The organism is Dokdonella ginsengisoli (assembly GCF_042652785.1).
In the GTDB taxonomy this organism is placed as follows: Bacteria; Pseudomonadota; Gammaproteobacteria; order Xanthomonadales; family Rhodanobacteraceae; genus Dokdonella_A; species Dokdonella_A ginsengisoli.
The window spans coordinates 144,565-165,521 of sequence record NZ_JBHSHD010000005.1 but is presented as its reverse complement, the minus strand read 5'-3'; the positions used below and the strand labels follow the sequence as shown (position 1 = coordinate 165,521).

The window sequence follows — 20,957 nt, the reverse complement described above, 5'->3', positions numbered from 1 at the left end:
GTGTCCGTCGACGCCGTGCCGGTCCCGAGCGATGCCTGCGTGAAGACCGCTCCGGCGGTCAGCGTGATCGTGCCCGCCTACAACGCGCAGGATCGACTGGAACGCTGCCTCGACTCGCTGCTGCGGCAGAGTCTGGCCGGCATCGAGATCGTCGTGGTCGACGACGGTTCCGTCGACGGCACTGCCGCGATCTGCGAGCGCTACGCGCGCGACCACGCCAACCTCGTGCACGTGCGGCAGGCGAACGGCGGCTGCAGCCGCGCACGCAATGTCGGCCTGGCGCGCGCGCGCGGCGAGTTCGTCGGCTTCTGCGACGCCGACGACTTCGCCGAGCCGGCCATGTTCGAGCGCCTGCACGCGGCGGCGCTCGAACACGACGCCGACCTCGCCGTCTGCCGCTACTTCATCGGCGCCGGCGAGGAGCGCTCCGGCTCGAACATCGAAGGCTTCGCCGCCGGCACGCACGACCGCGAGGCGCTCGTGCGCGGCTGGCTGAAGCCGCTCGCCGGCCTGGGCGACGCCGCCGCGGTGCATGGCTTCGTCTGGACCTGCCTGTTCCGGCGCAGCCTGCTGGAGCGCGAGAACCTGCGCTTCGCCGAGGCGATCTCGATGCACGAGGACGCGCTGTTCCTCATGGCCTTCCTCGCCCACGCCCGACGCCTCGCCTACGTCGACCAGGCGCTGTACCACTACGTCCATTCGCCGGACTCGCTGACCAGCCAGTACTTCGCCAAGCGCGAGGTGCCGCGCGCCAGGCGCATCGCCGAACAGGCGGCCTACTACCGCGAGGCCACCGCGGTCGCCGCCGGCGCCGGCTTGGCGCAGACGGTTCCGGCCCTCGCCGCGCACGCTTTCGCGACCTGGCTCTACTACGCCGCCAGCGCGGCGACGCTCGCCACCACACCGGCCGAGCGCCGGCGCGGGATCGCCAACCTGCTTTCCACTCCGCCGCCGGTGCCGTATTCGCGTGCACTGCGCTGTGGCGAACTGGGCACGTTCAAGCGCGCCTTCCTGCTGCTCGCCGCGCTGCGCGCCGGCCTGCCGATCCGGCTGCTCTGCCGGTTGCGCCCGCCGCGCCTGTACTGACCGGCGCGTTTTTCCGCGTCCCGCCCGCGTCATTTGCGCCGCATTTCGCGCGGCCGTGCGCCGTCATTTTCATTTAACGAAAAATGCAGACATTCGTCTGCGTTTTTTGAAAGCGATCACGTAATTCGACAGCCGGATCGGACCTCGCCGCGGCCGATCAACTTTCGTGACCCCGATCGCAATTCGGCGCGGATACGCCTCCCAGAATCGCCGCCTCCCCCTCCGGTTCGGTGAACCTCTGCGCGAAGTCCCTTAAAAGATGACTATTCGAAATATCGCCGTTTTGCTGTCCTTTTCCGCCGCGTTTTGCGGCATCGTCTCCCACTCCGAAGCAGCGCAACCGCCCGCCGGCGACGTGATTTTCGACGGCAGCTTCGAATTCGCGCCCGTCGCAGGTCCTTGCGCCGGCTTCTATCCCGACGCCTTCGCGCTGATCGAAGGCCGCAACGCCGGCGGTTCGGCCGCGGCGGCGTCGCCCAGGCCGGCCAAGGGTCAGACCTTCGGCGAGCCGAATTTCGGCACCTGCATGGTGCGCACCACCGATCACCGCGTCGAATATCCGCCGGCCGCGTTCCTGCGCGAGGACTATTCGCGCCGCCAGGCGTTCAACGCCGACAATTCGCGCTTCTTCGTGTTCGGCTCGAACGGCTACTGGCACCTGTATGACGCCAATTCGCTGGCCTACATCCATGTCCTCGACGGCCTCGCCGGCGACGCCGAGCCGCAATGGCATCCCAGCAATCCGTCGCTGCTGTACTACGTGCCCAACAACGGCGGCACCGTGCTGTATTCGCTCAACGTCGAGACCGGCGCCCGCCAGACCGTGGCCGACTTCTCCGGCCGCCTGCCCGCCTGGGCGCAGGGCGCCGCGCACATCTGGACCAAGTCCGAAGGCTCGCCGTCGGCCGACGCGCGCTACTGGGGCTTCATGGTCGAGAACGGCAGCTTCTCCACCCTGGGCTTCATCGTCTGGGACCTGGTGCAGAACCGCCTCGTCGGCAGCCGGCAGAGCACGTACCGCCCCGATCACGTCAGCATGTCGCCGTCCGGCCGCTGGTTCACCACGTCCGGCTTCGACGGCACCTGGGCCTGGTCGCCGGACTTCACGCAGAAGAAGAAGCTGCACCACACGACCGAGCACTCGGATCTGGCGATCGGCGCCGACGGCCATGACCTGTACGTCTCGATCGACTACCAGAGCAACGGCGGCGACGTGTTCTACATCGACGTCGACGCCTGTCCGGCGGTGCCGGCGGACGCGACCAATCCGCCCGAATGCCCGCGTACCGTGCTGTTCCCGACCTACGTCAACGGCAGCACGACCGCGCTGCACATCTCGGGCAAGGCCTACGCGCGTCCGGGCTGGGTCGTGATCACGCCGTACGGCACCGCGCTCAGCCGCGACGGCACCATGCCGTGGTACGGCAACAAGGTGTTCGCGATGCAGCTGAACACCAATCCGCAGGTCTACGAGCTGGCGCGCCACAACAGCGTCGGCGTCTCGCCGCTGGCGTACTGGTCCGAGCCGCAGTCGAGCACGAACCGCGATCTGACGCGCATCCTGTTCAATTCGAGCTGGTACGGCACCGACCAGACCGACATCGAGGCGTACCTGATCCAGCTGCCGCACGAGGCGATTCGCTAGGCGGCCGGTCGCCGGAGCAGATCCCTCGCAACGCCCCAACGTCGCACGTCATTCCCGCGAACGCGCGAATCCATTTCCGCCGTCACGCCGGAATCGAAGCAGGTTTCTCGCAGAGGCGCGGAGAACGCAGAGAGAAGAAGACCGTTTTGGGCTTTTCTCTGCGCTCTCTGCGTCTCTGCGAGACATTGCTCCTCCGCGCAACGCTCCGCCTCTCGCAGGCACGTCAATCGCGCAACCGCGGGAATCCATTCCGCGACCACGCCGCAAGACGATGGATGCCCGCTTTCGCGGGCATGACGTCCATGAGCGTCCGGGCACGACGCGCACGGCTCGAGGCGGAACCCAGAACGACGTCATTCCCGCGAACGCGGGAATCCATTTCTGCAGTCACGCCGCAATCGAAGCAGGTTTCTCGCAGAGGCGCGGAGAACGCAGAGAGAAGAAGACACCTGAAGTTTTTTCTCTGCGTCTCTGCGTCTCTGCGAGGAATGCTTTCTCGCAACGCTCCGAACTTCGCAAGCACGCCATTCCCGCAACCGCGGGAATCCACTCCGCGGTCACGCCGCAAGACGATGGATGCCCGCTTTCGCGGGCATGACGTCCATAAGCGTCCGGGCACGACGCGCACGGCTCGAGGCGGAACCCAGAACGACGTCATTCCCGCGAACGCGGGAATCCATTTCTGCCGTCACGCCGGAATCGAAGCAGGTTTCTCGCAGAGCCGCGGAGAACGCAGAGGGAAGAAGATCGTTTTTTTGGGCTTTTCTCTGCGCTCTCTGCGCTCTCTGCGCTCTCTGCGCTCTCTGCGCTCTCTGCGCTCTCTGCGGCTCTGCGAGAGAATGCTTTCTCGCGCAACGCGCCGAACCTCACGCCCTCGCCGACGCCCTCACTCGCCCAGCGCGCCGTCCGGCAACAGCACCTGGTACGCCTCGATGTCGCCCTCGCTGGTGCTCAGCCAGCTCGAGGAAAACTGGATGCGCCGGAAGCCGCGATCGACCGTCGCCTGCGGCTCGGACCAGTAGCCCAGGCCGCTGACGCCGATGCTGCGGTGGTAGGCGATGCCGAGCGCGCGCGGCTTGTCCTTCAGCTCCAGCGCGAAGATCTTGTCGGCGAACCACGGCAGGCTGCCGTCGCGGCTGGCCGTGGTGCCGTAGGTCGACACCAGCGCCCAGCCGGGCCGGTCGTAGGCCTTGCCGGAGAAGTGCATCGCGCCGACGCTGCCGTTCACGTAGCTGCGGAACAGCACCGTGCGCGGGCACTCCGGCGCGCTGCGTGCGTCGGCGGGCACCGCCGGGCAGGCGTCGACGTCGACGAAGAACACGTCGCCGCCGTTGCTCTGGTAGTCGATCGAGACGTACACGTCATGGCCGTCGGCGCCGATCGCCAGATCCGAGTGCTCGCTCTTGTGGTGCAGCTTCTTCTTCTGCGCGAAGTCCGGCGACCAGGCCCAGGTGCCGTCGTCGTCGCTGGAGATCGTGAACCAGCGGCCGGACGGCGACATGCTGACGTGATCGGGACGGTCCGACGCCTGCCGCGTGCCGACCACGCGCCGCTCCTGCTGGTCCCAGACCATGAAGCCGAGCAGCTCGAACTTGCCGTTCTCGACCTGGAAACCCCAGTAGCGCGCGTCGGCCGACGGCGAGCCTTCGGACTTGGTCCAGATGTGCTCGGCGCTGGCGCCCCATTCGGGCAGCGCGGCCTTCAGGTCCGCCACCACCTGCGAGGTGCCGCGGCGCACGTCGATCTCGTCGATCACGGTGCCGCCGTTGAGCGGCAGGTAGTCCAGGCGGTGCGGATCGCGCGGATGCCACTGCGGCTCGGCGTCGCCGGCCAGCCCCTTCAGCACGCCCAGGTGCCGGAAGCTGGCGGCGTCGTACTGATGCCAGTAGCCGTCGGGCGAGAACGCGAGGTAGCGCGTGCCGTCGGCGTTGAATGCCTGGCGGCGCGAGTAGTCGTTGCGCAGGAAGCCGCCGGCCGGGTAGTCGGCCTGGCGATCGGTCGCGCGCACCAGGCAGGTGCCGAACGTCGGCTCGCGCACGCCCACGCCCTTCTGCGGACGCGCCAGCGCGGGCACGCTCGTCGGCGCTTCGTAGGCCGAGGTCAGCGCGAAGCCGGCCGCGTACAGCGCGGCGCAGCCGCCGGCCTGCAGCATCGGCGGCGGCGACGGCAGCGCGCGCGGCGAATGGCCGAGCACCGCGCCGCCGCGTGCCGGCGCCTGCCGCGTCGACGCCGGTTGCGCCGGCAGTTCGCGCGCGAAGGAAGGCGGAGCGGCGCCCGCCGCCAGCAGCAGGAGCACGAACACGAGCCAGGACGGGAACGCTTTCGGCATGATCGATCGGCCGGTTCGGAAGCGGTGCGACAGCGGCGACGCAGCGCGTGGAGGCGGGCGAGTGTACGCCCGATCGAACGCCGCGCCGGGCCGAAACGATTGCGCGTTACCGTGCCGGTCAGGTGCAATCGCGCCGGTACCGGCGCGCGGCGTCCGGCACGCCGCGGAATGGGCCGCCCGAGTGGGGAATACGCACGACATGATCGACTTTCTGCTCTCGCCGCTGACCTGGTTGCTCGCCTCGTTCGCGCTCCTGCTCGTCCTGCCGCGCAGGCGCCTGCCACGACGACTGGCGGCCGCGCTGGCCGTGCTCGCCGTCGTGGCGACCACGCCGCTGGGCGCCAACGCGCTGGTCTGGATGGTCGAGCTGGCGCCGGACGATGCGGCCTCGTGCCATGGGCCGGCACCGGCGATCGTGGTGCTCGGCGGCGGCTTCGAGCGCGACCCGGCCGACGAACGCGACGTCGCCGCGCTGTCCGGCACCGGGCTGCGCCGCCTGCTCGCCGCGGCCGCGCTGCACGAGCACAACCGCGACGCGCGGCTGTACATCGCCGGCGCCGCCGACGACGACGGCATCCCCGAAAGCGTGGTGATGGCGACGCTGGCGCAGCGCCTGGGCGTGCCGGCGGACGCGGTCTCCACCGAACGGACCTCGATGACCACCTGGGAGAACGCGCAGAACCTGCGCGCGCTGCCGCAGCCGCCGCCGGTGCGCATCGCCCTGGTCACCTCGGCCCTGCACCTGCCGCGCGCGCTGGCGGCGTTTCGCGCCGCCGGCTTCGAGCCGTGCGCGATCGCCAGCGACTCGGTGTACGTGCCGCCGCAGGACCTGGGCTACTTCCTGCCGCGCGCCTCGGCCCTGCGCAAGGCCGACGACGCGATCCACGAGATCGTCGGCTCGCTGTGGTATCGCTGGCTCGCGTTGCGCGCCGGCTCATGACGGCGAGGCCGCGGCCAGCCGGCGTTCCCAGGCCAGCGCGGTGCGCGCGATGACGTCGATGTCGTCGTAGCGCGGGCGCCAGCCGAGCACCTCGCCGGCGCGGCTCGCGTCGGCGACCAGCGACGGCGGATCGCCGGCGCGGCGCGGCTGTTCGAGCACCGCCAGCGGCGCGCCGTGCGCGCGCTCCACCGCGGCGATCACCTCGCGCACCGAGTAGCCGTGGCCGTAGCCGCAGTTCAGCGTGGTCGAGGCGCCGCCGCGGCGCAGGTAGTGCAGCGCCTGCAGGTGCGCGGCGGCCAGGTCCTCGACGTGGATGTAGTCGCGCACGCCGGTGCCGTCGGGCGTGGGATAGTCCGAGCCGAACACGCTCAGCTGCGTGCGCCGCCCGAGCGCGACCTCGCAGGCGACCTTGAACAGCAAGGTGGCGTTCTTCGTGCTCTGGCCGATGCGCGCCTGCGGATCGCTGCCGGCGACGTTGAAGTAGCGCAGGACCACATGGCGCAGCGCGCCGATCGCGTCGAGGTCGCGCAGCATCCACTCGCTCATCAGCTTGGAGCTTCCGTAGGGATTGATCGGCTGCGTCGGCGAATCCTCGCGCACGCGGCCGTCGCCGGGAATGCCGTACACCGCGGCGGTGGAAGAGAACACGAAGTGGCGCACGCCGACCTTGACGCAGCGTTCGAGCAGGCTGCGCGTCTGCGCCGTGTTGTTGCCGTAGTAGCGCAGCGGGTCGGCGACCGACTCCGGCACGATCGTTCGCGCGGCGAAATGCATGACGGTGCCGACGGCGTGTTCGGCGAGCACGCGCTCGACCAGTGCCTCGTCGCCGACCTGCCCGACCACCAGCGTGGCGTCGAGCACGGCCTCGCGGAAGCCGGTGCTGAGGTCGTCGAGCACGACGACGCTTTCGCCCGCCTCGCGCAGCTGGCGCACGACGTGGCTGCCGATGTAGCCGGCGCCGCCGGTGACCAGGATCGTTTCCGCGTTCATCGCGTGTCCTCCGACATTCGTTTCTTGGAAACCGCCGGTGCGGCGGCGCTCTGCGGCTCGTGCTCGCGCCGCCGCCCGACCAGGATCTTCGCATCCAGCACTTCGAGCCCGGCGTGCGCCGAGTACGTGTGGCAGCCTTTCAGGTGCGCGTCCCAGGCCGGATCGAGGCGGCCGACGCGGCGCTCCTCGTAGCGTTCGGTGTCCAGCTGGGTCACTTCGTTGAAGACCACCGCGTAGCCGTAGTCGACGCTGCAGTCCTGCGACGGACGGATCAGGCGCCCGTCGTGCACGAACAGGCGCCCGGCCGGCCGCGCCGCGCGCACGTCGCTGACGATCGGGTTCTTCGGATGCGGCCGCCACGGCCCCAGCGGCGTCGGCGCCCAGAACAGGAACAGGTCGTCCCAGATGCGGTCGTCGTAGCTGAGCGCGCTTTCCTTCACGGTGGCGAACAGGTACCAGCGCGTGCCGTCGAAGTGCAGGGTCGGATCGACGATGTTCCAGCCGTGCAGCAGGTGCGCGACCAGGTCCCAGCGGTCGGGGAAGCGCCGCGCGCGATACAGCGTGACGCGCTGGCTCTCCGACGATTCCACCGTCATGTAGGTGTCGCCGTCCCAGTCGAACAGGCACGGATACGACAGGTGCCACGGCGTCTCCAGCGCGACGCTCGAGCGCACCGCGCGCAGGTCGGCGTCCAGCTCGACCGCGGCGATGCGGCCGCGCCGCGTGGCGTACAGGTATTCCTCGACGAACACGTAGTCGCGTCCGTCGTGGCGCACCGCGCAGGGATCGGCCCAGAAATGCCCCGGCGGCGCATCGATGCGGCGGAACTGCCCGAAGCTCGGCGCCGCCGGATCCAGCTGCGGTCCGCGGCGCAGCGCCAGGAACCACGACTCCACGCGTCCCAGCCGCGGCAGCTGGCGGCGCATCGCGCGCAGCACGAAGCGCGGCCCGAACAGGCACATTGCCAGCGCGCCGGGCGGCTCGAAGCGCGGCGCCGGATGACGCGCCGGCGTGCGTCCCTGCGCCAGCTCGCGCAGCGAGCGCACCAGCAGCGCCGGCGTGCGCAGCAGCTGGTTGGCGCGGTTGCGCGAGAACGACAGCTGCGAGGTCGCGCTGCGCAGCGGTTGCAGCAGGCGCCAGTCGTCGATGTCGGACAGGTGCAGCACCAGTCCGCTGCGCGTGACCGGATCGCCGCGCATGACCGGATCGAGCAGCCACAGCGCCGAGCGCAGCGCGTCGGCGGCGTAGCGCTCGAAGGTCCACACGCCGTGGCGCGCGATCGCGCCCAGGCGCGGCCCCGCCGGCGGTAGGCCGAACGCGACGATCAGGTCCGGCTCGCTCGCGGCCAGCCGCTGCAGGTCCTCGTCGGACAGTTCCAGGCGCGGCTCGACCTGCACCGCCGAACACGCGCCGAACACGGTCTGCGGCAGCCGCCCCGGCAGCGAGCAGCGCGCGGTCGCCATGCGCGCGATGCCGGCCACCCACGCGTCGGCGTGCAGGAACAGTTCCAGCAGGTGCGGCATATGCCGTGGCGGCGGCACCGTCACCGCGGCGACGGTGACCAGTTCGGCGACGTCGCTGTCGACCACCGCGGCCAGCGTCTCGGCGATCCAGCTCGGCGCGTTCACGCCGCTGACCAGGGCGACCACGCGCAGCCGCCGGGTCGCCGCCGGCAGGGCCGGATACAGGCGCGAACGCGCGGTCGGGGCGTCGGCGGAAAAGTCCATCGCCCTAACCTCGCGCGCACCACGCGCGCACCGCCTGCAGCAGGCGCTCGCGATCGTCGCGATGCATGAACAGGTGGTCGCAGTCGGGCCAGTATTCGAAGTCGAGCGCCGCGTGCCGCGCGGCGGCGCCGAAGCTCGCCGCGAACTGGCGCGGATGCAGGAAATACCCCGCCACGCCGCCGGTGTACAGCGCGAACACGCGCACGCCGCGCGCGAGCATCTCGCGCAGCTGCGACGATGCCGCGCCCGGCTCCGGCCAGTCGCGCAGGTCGTCGTCGGTGACCACCGCGGCGGCCTGCGCGCGCCGCCTCAGCATGCCGGGCCAGCTGCGCAGCGGACGCTGCAGCAGCAGCCGCAGCTGGCCGACGCGGAACCACAAGCCGCGCGCGGCGAAACCGTCCAGCAGCAGCAGGCCGCGCACGCGGCGATCCGCCAGCGCGACCTTCCAGCCGAGATCGGCGGCCGAGCAGATGCCGCCGACGACGAAGCCGCGATCGCCGAACCGCGCCTGCAGCGCGTCGAGCGCGCGCGTCACCGCACCGGGCGCATCGGTGCCGGCGAGCAGCGGCGCATCGCCGATGCCGGGCAGGTCGAAGCGCAGTACCGCATGTCCGGCCTGCGCCAGCGAACGGGCGAGCTGCACGTGCAGGCGGAACGGCCCGACGCGGTGGATCAGGCCGGCATTGAGCAGCACGACGATCGCGCCATCGGAACGCTCCTGCGCGGGCAGGGTCAGCACGCCGAACAGGCCGCCGCCCAGGTCCATCGTCTGTTCCCTCATGCGGCCGGACTCCCCGGCCATGCCGCCGTCAGCCGCTCGACCACGGCGCCCACGTCGCGGGCGGGAAACACGTTGCGAATCGTCAGCTCGCTCTCCCAGCCGGCCAGCGCCGGCGGCAGCTCGACGCGGCGGCCAACGGCGGCGGTCCCGTCCGCGGCCGCATCGACCACGTCGAACGGGATCGCGTGCGGCGGTTCGATGCCGCGCTGCGCGGCCAGCTCGGCGCGCAGCGCGGCATCGACGGACGAACCGAGCAGGCGGTCGGCGACCGCCGCGCGCGAGCCCGCGCGCAGGTGCGGATAGCGCTGGCGCGAGGCGCGCTCGTGCGCGTCCATCGCCTGCAGCTGTTCGAGCCAGGCCGCGCCGTTCGCCAGCGGCTGCCACAGGCAGGCACGCGCGACTCCCGCATCGGCCGCGCCGAGCGCCGGCCAGATGCCGGCGCGCACGCCCAGCGCCAGCACCGGCCGGCCCGCGCCGACCAGGCCGCGCAGCTCCTGCAACGCGGTGCGCGCGTCGGCGGTGGCGCCGGCCAGGGTGAACGCCTCGTCCGCGCCGGCCGAGTCGCCGCTGCCGAAATAGTCCAGACGCAGGCACAGCCAGCCCTGCGCGGCGAGCCGGGCCGCGACCTGCGACATCAGGCGATAGCCGAGGAAGTGTTCGTGGAAGAACGGCGGGCACATCAGCACGCCGCCGCGCAGCGCGGCCTGCGCCGCCGGCACGTAGGCGACCGCGAACAGTTCGCGGTCGCTCGTGCCGATGCGCAGCGGCCGGATCGAATGGCTCATGGGCTCGTCCGCCCGCGGCCGCCGCGGCCGAACAGGCGTCCGAGCAGGGACGGCGCCGACGCGTGCCCGTCCGTCTCCGGCAGCTGCCGCGCCAGCGAGCCGAGCGTACCGGTCGCCACCGCCATCAGGTTCAGGCGCACGCCGGTGTCGCGCTGCACGCGCGTGGCCATCTCCACGGCGAGCAGCGAGTGGCCGCCCAGCTCGAAGAAGTTGTCTTCGCTGCGCAGCTCGTCCAGACCGATCAGTTCGCCCCAGATGCGCCCGAGGTAGGTCTCGCGCGCGTCGCCGGCGGCGGCCGCGGCGAGATCGGCGGACGGTGCCGGCGGCGCGGCGACCGACGCGGCCAGCGCGTTGCGGTCGAGCTTGCCGTTCGGCGTCTTCGGCAGCACCGCGAGCACGTCGATCTGCTGCGGCTGCATGTAGGCCGGCAGCGTTTCGCGCAGGCGCTCGCGCAGGCGCTGGGCGAGGTCGCCGGCGGCGGTCGGCGCGCCGACGTACAGCACCAGGCGCTCGTCGTTCTCGCCGAGGCGGCGCACCGCGGCGGCGGCTTCGCGCACGCCGGCTTCGGCGCGCGCGGCGGCCTCGATCTCGCCCAGTTCGATGCGATGGCCGCGCAGCTTGATCTGGTCGTCGCCGCGGCCGTGGAAATGCAGCACGCCGTCGCGCAGGCTGCCGAGGTCGCCGGTGCGGTACAGGCGATGGCCGTCGACGAGGCGGAAGCGCTCGGCGCTGAGATCGGGCCGGCCGAGATAGCCGTCGGCGACGCCGTCGCCGCCGATCCACAGCTCCCCTTCCGTGCCGGACTCGACCGGCTTCAGCTCGGCGTCGAGCAGATGGATCGTGGTGTTGGCGATCGGCCGGCCGAGCGGCACCGGCCCCGAACCGGACTCGACGCGCGCCAGGGTCGACCAGATCGTCGTCTCGGTCGGCCCGTACAGGTTCCACACCTCGCGCGCCTGCGCCAGCGCACGCTCGGCCAGATCGCGCGGCAGCGCCTCGCCGCCGACCAGCAGCCGCAGCCCGCGCACCGCCGCGTCGCCGGCGCCGTCGAGCAGCAGCCGCAGCAGGGTCGGCGTGGTCTGCAGCACGCTCGCCTGCGCCGCGCCGAGCGCGCGCGCCAGTTCGAGCGGATCGCGCGCCTGCGCCTCGCCCACCAGGTGCACGCGCGCGCCGACGGTCAGCGGCAGGTACAGCTCCAGGCCGGCGATGTCGAACGACAGCGTGGTCACCGCGGCGAGCACGTCGCCGGCGTCGAGGCCGGGCTGCGCGCGCATCGAGACGAGGAAGTTCGCCAGGTTCCGGTGCAGCACGCGCACGCCCTTCGGCACGCCGGTCGAGCCGGAGGTGAACAGCACGTAGGCGAGGTCATCGCCGGTCACCGCCGGCAGGTCTTGCGCGTCCGCCACCCCCGGCGACGATGCGGCGTAGGCGATGCGCGCGAAGCTGCCGTCGCCGATCGCGGCGGGCACCTGCGCGCCCTCGCCGACCACGACGTGGCGCAGCGCCGCCTGCCCGATCATCGTGCACAGGCGCGCGTCCGGAAAAGCCGGATCCAGCGGCACGTAGGCGGCGCCCGCGCGCAGCACGCCGAGCAGGGCCGGCAGCAGGTCGATGCGCCGCGGCAGGCACACGCCGACCAGATCGCCGCGCGCGACGCCGGCTGCGCGCAGGCGTGCGGCGAAAGCGCCGCTGTCGCGCCACAGCTGCGCGTAGCTCAGCGTTCCGCCCTCGCCTTCGATCGCGATGCGCGCGGGCGTGCGGCGCACCTGCGTTTCGATCAGCGCCAGCGGCGTGTCCGCGGACGCCGGCGCTTGCGGCGCGGCGACGGAATCCACTGCCGCCGGAATCGTCTGCCGCAGCAGCGCCGCGAGCGGCGCCGGCTGCGGCTGTGCGAACGCGGCGAGCACGCGCTCGAAGTCGGCGATCCAGGCGCGGATCGTCGCCGCATCGTGCAGCGCGGTGCGGTAGTGCACGTCCAGGTTCAGCGAGCGGCCGTCGTCGTTGAGATTGAAGAACAGCTCCCACAGCAGCGCCGCGTGGCGGCAGTCCTGCCAGCTCGCGGCGACGCCGTCGTAGGCCGGCGCGCGCACGCGCGGATTGAGGTTGAACACCACGTCCGCCAGCGCGGACTGCGCGTCGCGCCGGCGCGGGCCGAGCGAGCGCACCACGTCGAGCAGGGTCAGGTCCTGGTGCTCCGCGGCGTCGAGCAGCGCGCGCTGCGCGGCGCCGACCAGCGCGTCGAGCGGAGCGGTCTCGTCGATCGCGATGCGCAGCGGCAGGGTGTTGACGCCGTCGCCGATCAGCGCGCCGCTGCCGGCCAGCGCCTGGCCGGCGAACGGGATCGCGACGGCCACGTCGCGCCGCCCGGAAACGCGCGCCAGCCAGGCGGCGAAAGCGGCCAGCAGCAGGCCGTACACGGTCACGCCGCGCCGCCGCGCCGCCTGGCGCAGCGCATCGGCCAGTTCCGGCGCGAACGCGTGGCGTTCGCTGTCGGCGCGAAAGTCCGGCATCTCGCCGCGTGGGCGATCGACCGGCAGGCCCAGCGGCGGCGGCGGATCGCGATGGCGTTCACGCCAGTAGTCGACCTGCGCCGCGTTCGACCGGCGCCGTTCCTGCTCGGCCAGCACGTAGGCGCGATAGCTCTGCGCCGCCGGCAGCGACGGCTCGCGGCCGGCGGCGAAGGCGTTGTAGGCGGTTTCCAGTTCGTCGAAGAACACCGCCAGCGACCAGCCGTCCATCACCAGGTGATGCGCGATCAGGTGCAGCGCGTGGCGGCGCTCGCCCAGGCGGATCAGGGACAGCCGCAGCAGCGGCGGCGCGCCGAGATCGAACGGCTCGCGCATCGCGTCGCGGCAAAGCGCCTCGAGCCGCGCTTGCGCCTCGTCGCCGGAGAAATCGAGTTCGCGCAGCGGCAGCGGCGGCGCGGCGCGCAGGCTCTGCGTGCCGTCCTCGCCGATCGCCAGACCGAACGCCTCGTGGCGCGACCAGACCCGCTCCAGCGCGCGCCTGAGCGCTGCGACGTCGAGATCGCCGTCGTAGCGCATCACGACCGCCTCGTTGCAGGCGAGCGCGGCGTCGCCGCCGTACTGCCCGCCGAGCCACTTCTCCAGTTGTCCCTGCGTCAGCGGCAGCGTGTCCGGCAGCGCGGCGGACGCCGCGATCGGCGCCTCGCCCGCACTGTCGCCGGCGGTCAGCAGCCGCTCGCGCATCAGCATCGCGGTCGCCGCCTCGACGCCGGCGACGATGCGCTCGACGTCCGCCTCGCCGTGCGCCTCGGTGAGGAAGCAGTTGAACTGCTCGTACACGTGCAGGCCGTTGGCGCGCAGCGCGTACCAGAACAGGCTCGCGAACGGCTGGCCCTCGTCGGCGACCACGCGCCACAGCGAGCTGAAGCCGACCGCCTTCAGCGGCGCGCCGTGCGCGGCGAAGATCACGTCGAGGCGCTCGACCAGCGCGGCGGTGCGCTCGTTCAGGCGCTGCTGCAGCGCCGGGCCCTGCGCCTTCAGGTGCAGCAGCGCGGCCTTCGCCGCGGCCAGCGCGAGCGGATGGCGCACGAAGGTGCCGGCGAAATAGGTCACGCCGGCTTCCGGATACGAATCGTCGCCGAAGCGCCAGTCGCCGCCGTCGAGCGCGTCCATCCAGTGCGCGCTGCCGGCGATCGCGGCGAACGGCAGGCCGCCGCCGATGATCTTGCCGTAGGTGGCGAGGTCGGCGCGCACGCCGTAGAACTCCTGCGCGCCGCCCGGCGCGATGCGAAAGCCGGTGATGACCTCGTCGAAGATCAGCGCGCAGCCGCCGGCGTCGCAGATCGGACGCAGCGCGCGCACGAATTCGCGCGGCTGCAGCGACGGATTCTTGCCCTGCACCGGCTCGATCAGGATCGCGGCCAGCTCGTGTGCGCGCTCGCGCAGGATGCGCAGCGATTCCTCGCTGCCGTAGTCGAGCACCAGCACGTTCTCCACCGCGCTGGCGAGGATGCCAGGCGCAGCGGCAATCGAGCGCAGGCTGCGCGTGCCGCGCACGATCACCTCGTCGAAGATGCCGTGGTAGGAGTTGGTGAAGATCGCGATCGTCTTGCGCCCGGTCACCGTGCGCGCGATGCGCATCGCGCCCATCACCGCTTCCGAGCCGGTGTTGCAGAACGCCACGCGTTCCATGCCGGTCATGCCGGCGATCAGCTCGCTCACCTCGGCGGTCAGCGGGTGCTGCGGGCCGACCTCGAAACCGGCGTCGATCTGCCGCTTCAGCGCGTCGACGACGTAGTCCGGCTGGTAGCCGAGGAAGTTCGCGCCGAACGCGTTCAGGCAGTCGACGTACTCGTTGCCGTCGACGTCCCACAGCCGCGCGCCCTTGGAGCGTTCGACCACGATCGGGTAGACCAGCTCCTTCCACAGCGGATTGAAGCCGGTGACCACGCGCGGATCGGCCATGCGCGCGCGATGCTGCTGGCTGAAGGCCTTCGAGCCGGCGGTGCGGCGGTTGTAGTCGCGCGTGAACGCGTCGACGAAGGCGCGCTGGCCCGCGTCCAGCGCGAGGTCGCGCTTCAAGCTGATGCGCGCGGACGCGCCGAACGGACGCTCGACCAGGTTCGCCGCCGCTTCCTCGCTGCGCACGGCCGGTGCGGCGACCGCGGCGGCCACCGGCGCGGGCGCGGCCACGGCGTTGCCGGCCAGCGCGGCGAGCAGCTGCGTCTGCTGCTGCATCAGCGCCATCTGGCTCTGGATCAGCTGGGTCAGCAGCGGCGAGCCGCCAACCGGCGGCGGCGGTGTCGCAAGCGGAGCGGCCACCGCCGTCGCCGCCGCGGCCGGCGGTTCGGGCGGCAGCGTCGCTTCGAGCAACGCGGCCAGCTTGTCGATGCTGTCGAGATCCTCCATCAGGCGGCGGAACTTCAGCTTCAGGCCGTAGCGGCGTTCGAGTTCGAGCGCGGCCTGCGTCAGCGCCAGCGAATCGAGGCCGAGCTCGAGCAGGGTCGCGCCGTCCTGGGCGGCGTCGACCGGCTCGCCACTCAGACCCTCGACCAGTTCGCGCAGCTCCGCGCGCAGGCGCGCGCCCCGCGACGAGGCGGCAGGCGCGGCGGATGCGGTGGCGGGTGGATTCATCTCGACGACTCCGATGGCGCCGATGGTGGCCGGCGCCGGGGTTTCGATCCAGTACCGTTCGCCACGGAACGGGTAACCCGGCAGCACGACGCGGTGGCGCGTCTGCCCGGCATGATAGGCGTCCCAGTCCGGCTCGCGGCCGTGGCGCCAGCATTCGCCGACGGCGGCGGCGAGGTGCTCGGCGTCGCTGCCCTGGCGCGTGGCGGCGCCGAGCGAGGCGGTCGCGGCGTCGCCGTCGCGCAGCCGCGCCCGCGCGAACGTGGTCAGCGCCTGCGACGGGCCGACCTCGACGAACAGCACCGGGCCGCCCGCCAGCACGTCGCCGAGCGCATCGGCGAATCGTACCGGCTCGCGCAGCTGGCGCAGCCAGTAGCTCGGATCGACCGCCTCGGCGGCGCCGATCGGCCGGCCGCTGACGCAGGAATGGAACGGCCGCGTCGGCGGCGCCGGACGGACCGTCTCGAACGCGCGGGCCAACAGCGGCAGCGCACCGTCCATCGCGGCGGAATGGAATGCGTGGCTGACCTTCAGCCGCGTGCTGGCGATGTGCTCGGCGTCGAGCGCGCGCGCGAACGCGTCCACGGCGGCCTCGTCGCCGGCGACGGTGACTAGCTCCGACGCGTTCACCGCGGCCAGCGAGACGTCGGCCGGCAGGCGCGCCAGCACCTCGTGCTCGGCCGCGCGCACGGCCAGCATGGCGCCGGCCGGCTGCGCCTGCATCGCGCTGCCGCGCGCGCAGACCAGGGCGACGGCGTCTTCGAGCGTGAACACGCCGGCCAGGGTCGCGGCGACGTATTCGCCGACGCTGTGGCCGATCATCGCGTCGGCGACCACGCCGATCGACTCCCACCAGCGCGCCAGCGCGTACTCGACGGCGAACAGCGCCGGCTGCGTGCAGCGCGTCTGGGCCAGCTGCGCGTCGGCGTGCGCCTCCTCGCCGGCGGACGGCAGGATCGCCGCGCGCAGGTCGAGGCCGAGATGGCGCGAAGCGAGCGCGCAGCAGCGTTCGAAATGTTCGCGGAACACCGGCTCGGTCTCGACCAGCTCGCGCGCCATGCCGGCGTGCTGCGAACCCTGCCCCGGGAACAGGAACACCAGCTTCGGCTGCCGCGCGCGCGCGGTGCCCAGGCGCGCCAGGCGCTCGCGTGCCTGCGCGATCGTGCGCGCGACCACCACGCCGCGCGTGGCCATCGCCTTGCGGCCGAACGCGAGCGTCGCGCCGATGTCGGCGAGATCGGCGTCGGAGTACGCGGCCAGCGCGTCGGCGAGTTCCGCCGCGCGCCGCTGCAGCGCCTCGCCGTCGCGCGCGGACAGCGGCAGCAGCGTGACCGCGCGGCCGGCCGAGGACGGCGCGCGCCGCGGCGCCTCCTCCAGCACGACGTGGGCGTTGGTGCCGCCGACGCCGAACGAGCTGACGCCGGCGCGGCGCGGCGCGGCCTTGCGCGGCCACGCCTTGGCGCGCTGCACGACCTTGAACGGCGTGGCGGCGAAATCGATTTCCGGATTCGGCGTGCGGTAGTGCAGGCTCGCCGGGATGCGCCCGTGATGCAGCGCCAGCGTCGCCTTGATCAGTCCGGTCACGCCGGACGCGGCGACCAGATGGCCGAGATTGCCCTTGAGCGAACCGATCCAGCAGGTGTGCCGCGCGCCGCCGCCGTGCTCGGCGGCGAACGCGCGCGCCAGCGCTTCGACCTCGATCGGATCGCCGAGCGGCGTGCCGGTGCCGTGCGCCTCGACGTAGCCGATCGAGGCCGCGTCGACGCCGGCGCTGGACAGCGCGAGGCGGATCGCGGCGGACTGGCCGCGCACGCTCGGCGCGCTGAAGCTGGCCTTGTCGGCGCCGTCGTTGTTGACGCCGACGCCGCGGATGACCGCCCAGATCGTGTCGCCGTGCTCGATCGCGTCGGCCAGGCGCTTGAGCACGACGACGCCGGCGCCGGAGGAGAACACCGTGCCGCTGGCGTCGGCGTCGAACGGCCGGCAATGGCCGTCGGCGGATTCGATCGCACCCTCGGCCGGCAGGTAGCCCGACTCCTGCGGCACGGCGATGTTGACGCCGCCGGCGAGGGCGACGTCGCACTGCCAGCTCATCAGCGCGTACCAGGCCTGCGCGATCGCCACCAGCGAGGTGGAACAGGCCGTGTAGAGGCTGATCGCAGGTCCGGTCAGGCCGAGCTTGTGCGCCACGCGCGTGGCGACGTAGTCCTTCTCGTTGGCCAGCATCGCGGCGAACTCGCCGGCCGCGGCGACCACGTCCGGCCGCGCCTCGACCAGCTTGCGGTAGCCGTTGTTGGAGGTGCCCGCGAACACGCCGATGGAAGCGGGACCGCTGCCGCCCGGCGCGCGCGTCGGATCGATGCCGGCGTGTTCGAGCGCGTTCCAGCACAGCTCGAGGAACACGCGCTGCTGCGGATCGATCAGCTGCGCCTCGCGCGCGCCGATGCCGAAGAAGGCCGCGTCGAAGCGGTCGGCGTCGGCGACCACGCCGCGCGCCGGCACGTAGCGCGGATGCGCGCGCAGCTCGGCCGGCACCAGCGGCGACAGCTCGTCCGGCGAAAACCGCGTGATGCTCTCGCGGCCGGCGAGCAGGTTGGCCCACAGCTCGTCGATCGAGGCCGCGCCCGGAAAGCGCCCGGCCATGCCGACGATGGCGACGCCGTCGATCGCCGTTTCGCTCATCGCGCACCTCCGCCGCGCGGACCGAAGCGCGCGAACGCGGCGCGCTGGCGTTCGCCGCGCTCGCGCACGTCCTCGTTCGCGGCGGCAGGCGCCGCCGCCGGCGCGCCGAGCGCGGCGGCCTGCGCCGCCACGCTGGGATGTTCGTAGACCTGCGCGGCGCTGAGCACGTGGCCGTGCCGGCGCAGTTCGGTCAGCGCGCGCACCACCAGCAGCGAACGCGCACCGCGCTCGAACAGGTTCTCGTGCGCGTCGAGCGCAGCGACGCCGAGCAGCTGGCGCCAGAGGTCGAGCAGCTGCTCCTGCAGCGGCGCGCCGGCGCGCCAGCGCAGCGCCTGCGCACCGGCCTGCTGCGCCAGCTCGCGGCGGTCGATCTTGCCGCTGGCGGTCAGCGGCAGCGCCGCGTGCACGACGATTTCCTGCGGCACCAGATAGGCCGCCAGCGCCTGCGCGCAGTGGGCGCGCAGCGCGTCGGCGAGCCCGGCGTCGTCGCTGCGCGCGTCGCGCGGCACGACGTGCGCGACGAGCCGCCGCGAACCCTCGGCGCCGGCGGCGACGACCGCCGCTTCGGCGACCGCGGCGTGCCGGCACAGCACGGCCTCGATCTCGGCCGGCTCGATGCGGAAGCCGTCGAGCTTGATCTGTTCGTCGATGCGTCCGAGGTAGTCGAGCACGCCGTGCGCGTCGCGCCGCACGCGGTCGCCGCTGCGGTACCAGCGCGCGCCGTCGCGCTCGACGAAACGCTCGGCGGTGAGTTCCGGGCGGTGGATGTAGCCGGCCGCCAGGCAGTCGCCACCGAGCAGCAGCTCGCCTTCGGTCAATCCAGCAGCCGCAGGCTGTCGCGATTGCCCCTCGCCCGCGAAGCGGGAGAGGGGAGGACCATCGGCGGATGCCGATGGTGGGGTGAGGGGTACGTCGGCGATTGCGTCGCCCCGGCCTTCGCCGTCGACGACGCGCACCTCGACCCACGGCAGCGGCGCGCCGATCGGCGGCAGCTCCGGCCACGCGGCCGGATCGCCGGACAGTTCGTGCGCGGTGACCACGTGCGTCTCGGTCGGCCCGTAGTGGTTGTGCAGCACCGCGCCGGGCAGGGCCGCGAACAGCGCGCGGATCGCCGGCGTGACGCGCAGCTGCTCGCCGGCGGTGATCACGTCGCGCAGCGAGGAAGGCACCGCCGCGCCGGTCGCCACCGCCTCGGCCAGCGCCTGCAGGCCGACGTAGGGCAGGAACAGGCGCTCGACGCGTTCGCGCGCGAGCAGGTCGAGCAGGGCGTAGGGATCGCGCCGTTCGGCCTCGGCCGGCAGCACCAGCGTGCCGCCGCAGGCCAGGGTGGAGAAGATTTCCTGGAACGAGACGTCGAAGCCGAGCGGCGCGAACTGCAGCGTGCGCGCCGGACGGCCCAGGCGCGGGTGCGCGCGATGCCAGTCGATCAGGTGCGCCACCGCGCGGCGCCGCATCGCCACGCCCTTCGGGCGGCCGGTCGAGCCGGAGGTAAACAGCACGTAGGCAAGTTCGCCGGTGTGCGGAGCAAGGTCCTGCGCCGCCGACGCCGCGGCAGAGTCGATCCACGCCGTGCCGCGCGGCAGGCGCGCGCGCAGCGCGGCGTCGCCGAGCGCGCAGCGCGGGCGCGCGTCCTCGAGCATCGCGGCCAGCCGCGCGTCGGGAAAATCCAGGTCGAGCGGCAGGTAGGCGCCGCCGCAGGCCAGGGTCGCCAGCATCGCCGCCAGCGCCTGCGGCCGGCGCTCGGCCGACAACGCGACGACGTCGCCGGCAACGACGCCGGCCGCGTGCAGCGCCTGCGCCAGCGCGGCCGTGCGCGCCAGCAGGCCGGCATAGTCCAGCGCGATGCCGTCGGCGCGGATCACCTCGGCGTCCGGCCGCGCGGCGGCCTGCGCCAGCAGTGGCGCGAGCAGCACGTCGGCGGCCGCCTCGGCTGCGCTCATCGCAAGCCCCATTCGACGGCCGCGTCGAGGCCGAAGCGTTCCAGCGTGGACAGCAGCGGACCGAGCACGCTCAGGTAGGCGCCCAGCACGGCCGCCTTCACGCGCTTGCCGGCGCGGCGCCGCTCGTCGACGACGTCGCCGATGAAATCGCGCCAGTTGTCGGCGCCGAGCTGGTCGAAGGCGACCGAGATGGTCAGGTTCAGGCTGCGCGCGGTGTGCCACCAGCCGCAGGGCAGGAACAGCGTCTCGCCGGCGCGCACCACCACCTTGCGGCACCGGGCCTGCCGGAACAGCGGGTAGCGCTCGTAGTCGGGATGGTGGTGGTCGCGGATGCTCGACTGCCACGGCATGTCCGGATTGACGTAGAGCAGGTGCTCCTGGCCCGGCGCGTACAGCGTGAATTCCTTGTCGCCGTGGATCTGCGTGATCCACGCGTGCAGGCGCAGCACGTCGTAGTGCAGGTACGGAAATTCGCCGCCGGGACCGCCGAAGAAGATCTCCAGGTTGTTGACCGCGGCGAACAGCCGCTGCGGCACGCCGATGCCGGTCTGCCGGTCGGGCAGGCTGTAGGCGAAGCGCGGCGTCACTTCCGGCAGCAGCTCGCGGAAGGTCTTGGCGATCTCGAACTTGCACGGGTACGGCGCCGGATGCGCGGCGCTCGACGCCTCGAGCAGGTCGATCAGCTCGTGCAGGCGGTAGTCGTGGCCGCGCACGCGCACCACGTGCTCGCCGTAGCGGCTGCGGAAATGCTCCGGCGTGCCGCGGCCGTACAGCGGCCAGTCGCGCGCCGCGTCGGTGATCACGACCGGGCGCCGCGGGTTTCGGTAGCGCTCGACGAATTCACGCACGTCCAGGTTGCTGCGGCGCTCGACCCACGGCGAGGCTTCCTCGCGCGACGCATCTGCGAGGTCCGAATCGAAGGGTACGTGATGGTTCATGGCCCAATCTCCGTGACG

General features: G+C 72.5%; 11 protein-coding genes. 3 read left to right on the top strand and 8 right to left on the bottom strand.

The window, feature by feature from the left end:
* Both ACFO6Q_RS05265 and ACFO6Q_RS05260 read left to right on the top strand, forming a co-directional pair.
* Positions 1-1,086, top strand: a complete 1,086-nt coding sequence (locus ACFO6Q_RS05265; RefSeq protein ID WP_380019514.1) for a glycosyltransferase — start codon at positions 1-3, stop codon at positions 1,084-1,086.
* 355 nt (positions 1,087-1,441) lie between these two features.
* Entirely contained in the window at positions 1,442-2,731 is a 1,290-nt protein-coding gene (locus ACFO6Q_RS05260; RefSeq protein WP_380019513.1) for a TolB-like translocation protein, read from the top strand.
* Between the two features lie 886 nt (positions 2,732-3,617).
* Here ACFO6Q_RS05260 and ACFO6Q_RS05255 read toward each other — a convergent pair.
* The gene (locus tag ACFO6Q_RS05255) at positions 3,618-5,060 is read right to left on the bottom strand and encodes a hypothetical protein (protein WP_380019512.1); all 1,443 of its coding nucleotides are present in this window, start codon (positions 5,058-5,060) and stop codon (positions 3,618-3,620) included.
* A gap of 199 nt (positions 5,061-5,259) precedes the next feature.
* On the opposite strand from ACFO6Q_RS05255, the gene ACFO6Q_RS05250 reads away from it, so the two are divergent.
* Positions 5,260-6,000 (top strand): YdcF family protein, encoded by a 741-nt coding sequence (locus tag ACFO6Q_RS05250; RefSeq protein ID WP_380019511.1) that lies wholly within the window; start codon positions 5,260-5,262, stop codon positions 5,998-6,000.
* Here the strand turns inward: ACFO6Q_RS05250 and galE are convergent.
* From galE to ACFO6Q_RS05215, 7 genes are read right to left on the bottom strand one after another with little or no spacing between them, the layout of a single operon-like run.
* Positions 5,995-6,990, bottom strand: a complete 996-nt coding sequence (galE, locus tag ACFO6Q_RS05245) for a UDP-glucose 4-epimerase GalE (protein WP_380019510.1) — start codon at positions 6,988-6,990, stop codon at positions 5,995-5,997. The genes ACFO6Q_RS05250 and galE overlap by 6 nt on opposite strands.
* Positions 6,987-8,717 carry a glucosamine inositolphosphorylceramide transferase family protein gene (locus tag ACFO6Q_RS05240; protein WP_380019509.1) on the bottom strand — a complete coding sequence of 577 codons (1,731 nt, stop codon included), beginning with the start codon at positions 8,715-8,717 and terminating at the stop codon, positions 6,987-6,989. The genes galE and ACFO6Q_RS05240 overlap by 4 nt, the downstream gene beginning before the upstream one ends.
* Before the next feature lie 4 nt (positions 8,718-8,721).
* On the bottom strand, positions 8,722-9,498 hold the full coding sequence (locus ACFO6Q_RS05235; RefSeq protein ID WP_380019508.1) for an alpha/beta hydrolase family protein: 777 nt from the start codon (positions 9,496-9,498) through the stop codon (positions 8,722-8,724).
* A complete protein-coding gene (locus ACFO6Q_RS05230; protein WP_380019507.1) occupies positions 9,495-10,283 on the bottom strand; it encodes an alpha/beta hydrolase family protein in 789 nt (262 codons plus the stop codon). The genes ACFO6Q_RS05235 and ACFO6Q_RS05230 overlap by 4 nt, the downstream gene beginning before the upstream one ends.
* Positions 10,280-18,061, bottom strand: a complete 7,782-nt coding sequence (locus ACFO6Q_RS05225) for a hybrid non-ribosomal peptide synthetase/type I polyketide synthase (RefSeq protein WP_380019506.1) — start codon at positions 18,059-18,061, stop codon at positions 10,280-10,282. The genes ACFO6Q_RS05230 and ACFO6Q_RS05225 overlap by 4 nt, the downstream gene beginning before the upstream one ends.
* Complete coding sequence (locus ACFO6Q_RS05220) at positions 18,058-20,001, bottom strand: non-ribosomal peptide synthetase (protein ID WP_380019505.1); 1,944 nt, start codon at positions 19,999-20,001, stop codon at positions 18,058-18,060. The genes ACFO6Q_RS05225 and ACFO6Q_RS05220 overlap by 4 nt, the downstream gene beginning before the upstream one ends.
* The gene (locus ACFO6Q_RS05215) at positions 19,998-20,939 is read right to left on the bottom strand and encodes a cupin-like domain-containing protein (protein WP_380019504.1); all 942 of its coding nucleotides are present in this window, start codon (positions 20,937-20,939) and stop codon (positions 19,998-20,000) included. The genes ACFO6Q_RS05220 and ACFO6Q_RS05215 overlap by 4 nt, the downstream gene beginning before the upstream one ends.
* Positions 20,940-20,957: the final 18 nt, after the last annotated feature.

What these genes read in the sequence shown, in the direction of transcription:
- ACFO6Q_RS05235 (WP_380019508.1), bottom strand. Translation starts at nt 9,498, where the DNA reads ATGAGGGAACAGACGATGGACCTGGGCGGCGGCCTGTTCGGCGTGCTG.
- ACFO6Q_RS05230 (WP_380019507.1), bottom strand. Translation starts at nt 10,283, where the DNA reads ATGAGCCATTCGATCCGGCCGCTGCGCATCGGCACGAGCGACCGCGAA.
- ACFO6Q_RS05220 (WP_380019505.1), bottom strand. Translation starts at nt 20,001, where the DNA reads ATGAGCGCAGCCGAGGCGGCCGCCGACGTGCTGCTCGCGCCACTGCTG.
- ACFO6Q_RS05225 (WP_380019506.1), bottom strand. Translation starts at nt 18,061, where the DNA reads ATGAGCGAAACGGCGATCGACGGCGTCGCCATCGTCGGCATGGCCGGG.
- ACFO6Q_RS05215 (WP_380019504.1), bottom strand. Translation starts at nt 20,939, where the DNA reads ATGAACCATCACGTACCCTTCGATTCGGACCTCGCAGATGCGTCGCGC.
- ACFO6Q_RS05255 (WP_380019512.1), bottom strand. Translation starts at nt 5,060, where the DNA reads ATGCCGAAAGCGTTCCCGTCCTGGCTCGTGTTCGTGCTCCTGCTGCTG.
- ACFO6Q_RS05240 (WP_380019509.1), bottom strand. Translation starts at nt 8,717, where the DNA reads ATGGACTTTTCCGCCGACGCCCCGACCGCGCGTTCGCGCCTGTATCCG.
- galE (WP_380019510.1), bottom strand. Translation starts at nt 6,990, where the DNA reads ATGAACGCGGAAACGATCCTGGTCACCGGCGGCGCCGGCTACATCGGC.
- ACFO6Q_RS05250 (WP_380019511.1), top strand. Translation starts at nt 5,260, where the DNA reads ATGATCGACTTTCTGCTCTCGCCGCTGACCTGGTTGCTCGCCTCGTTC.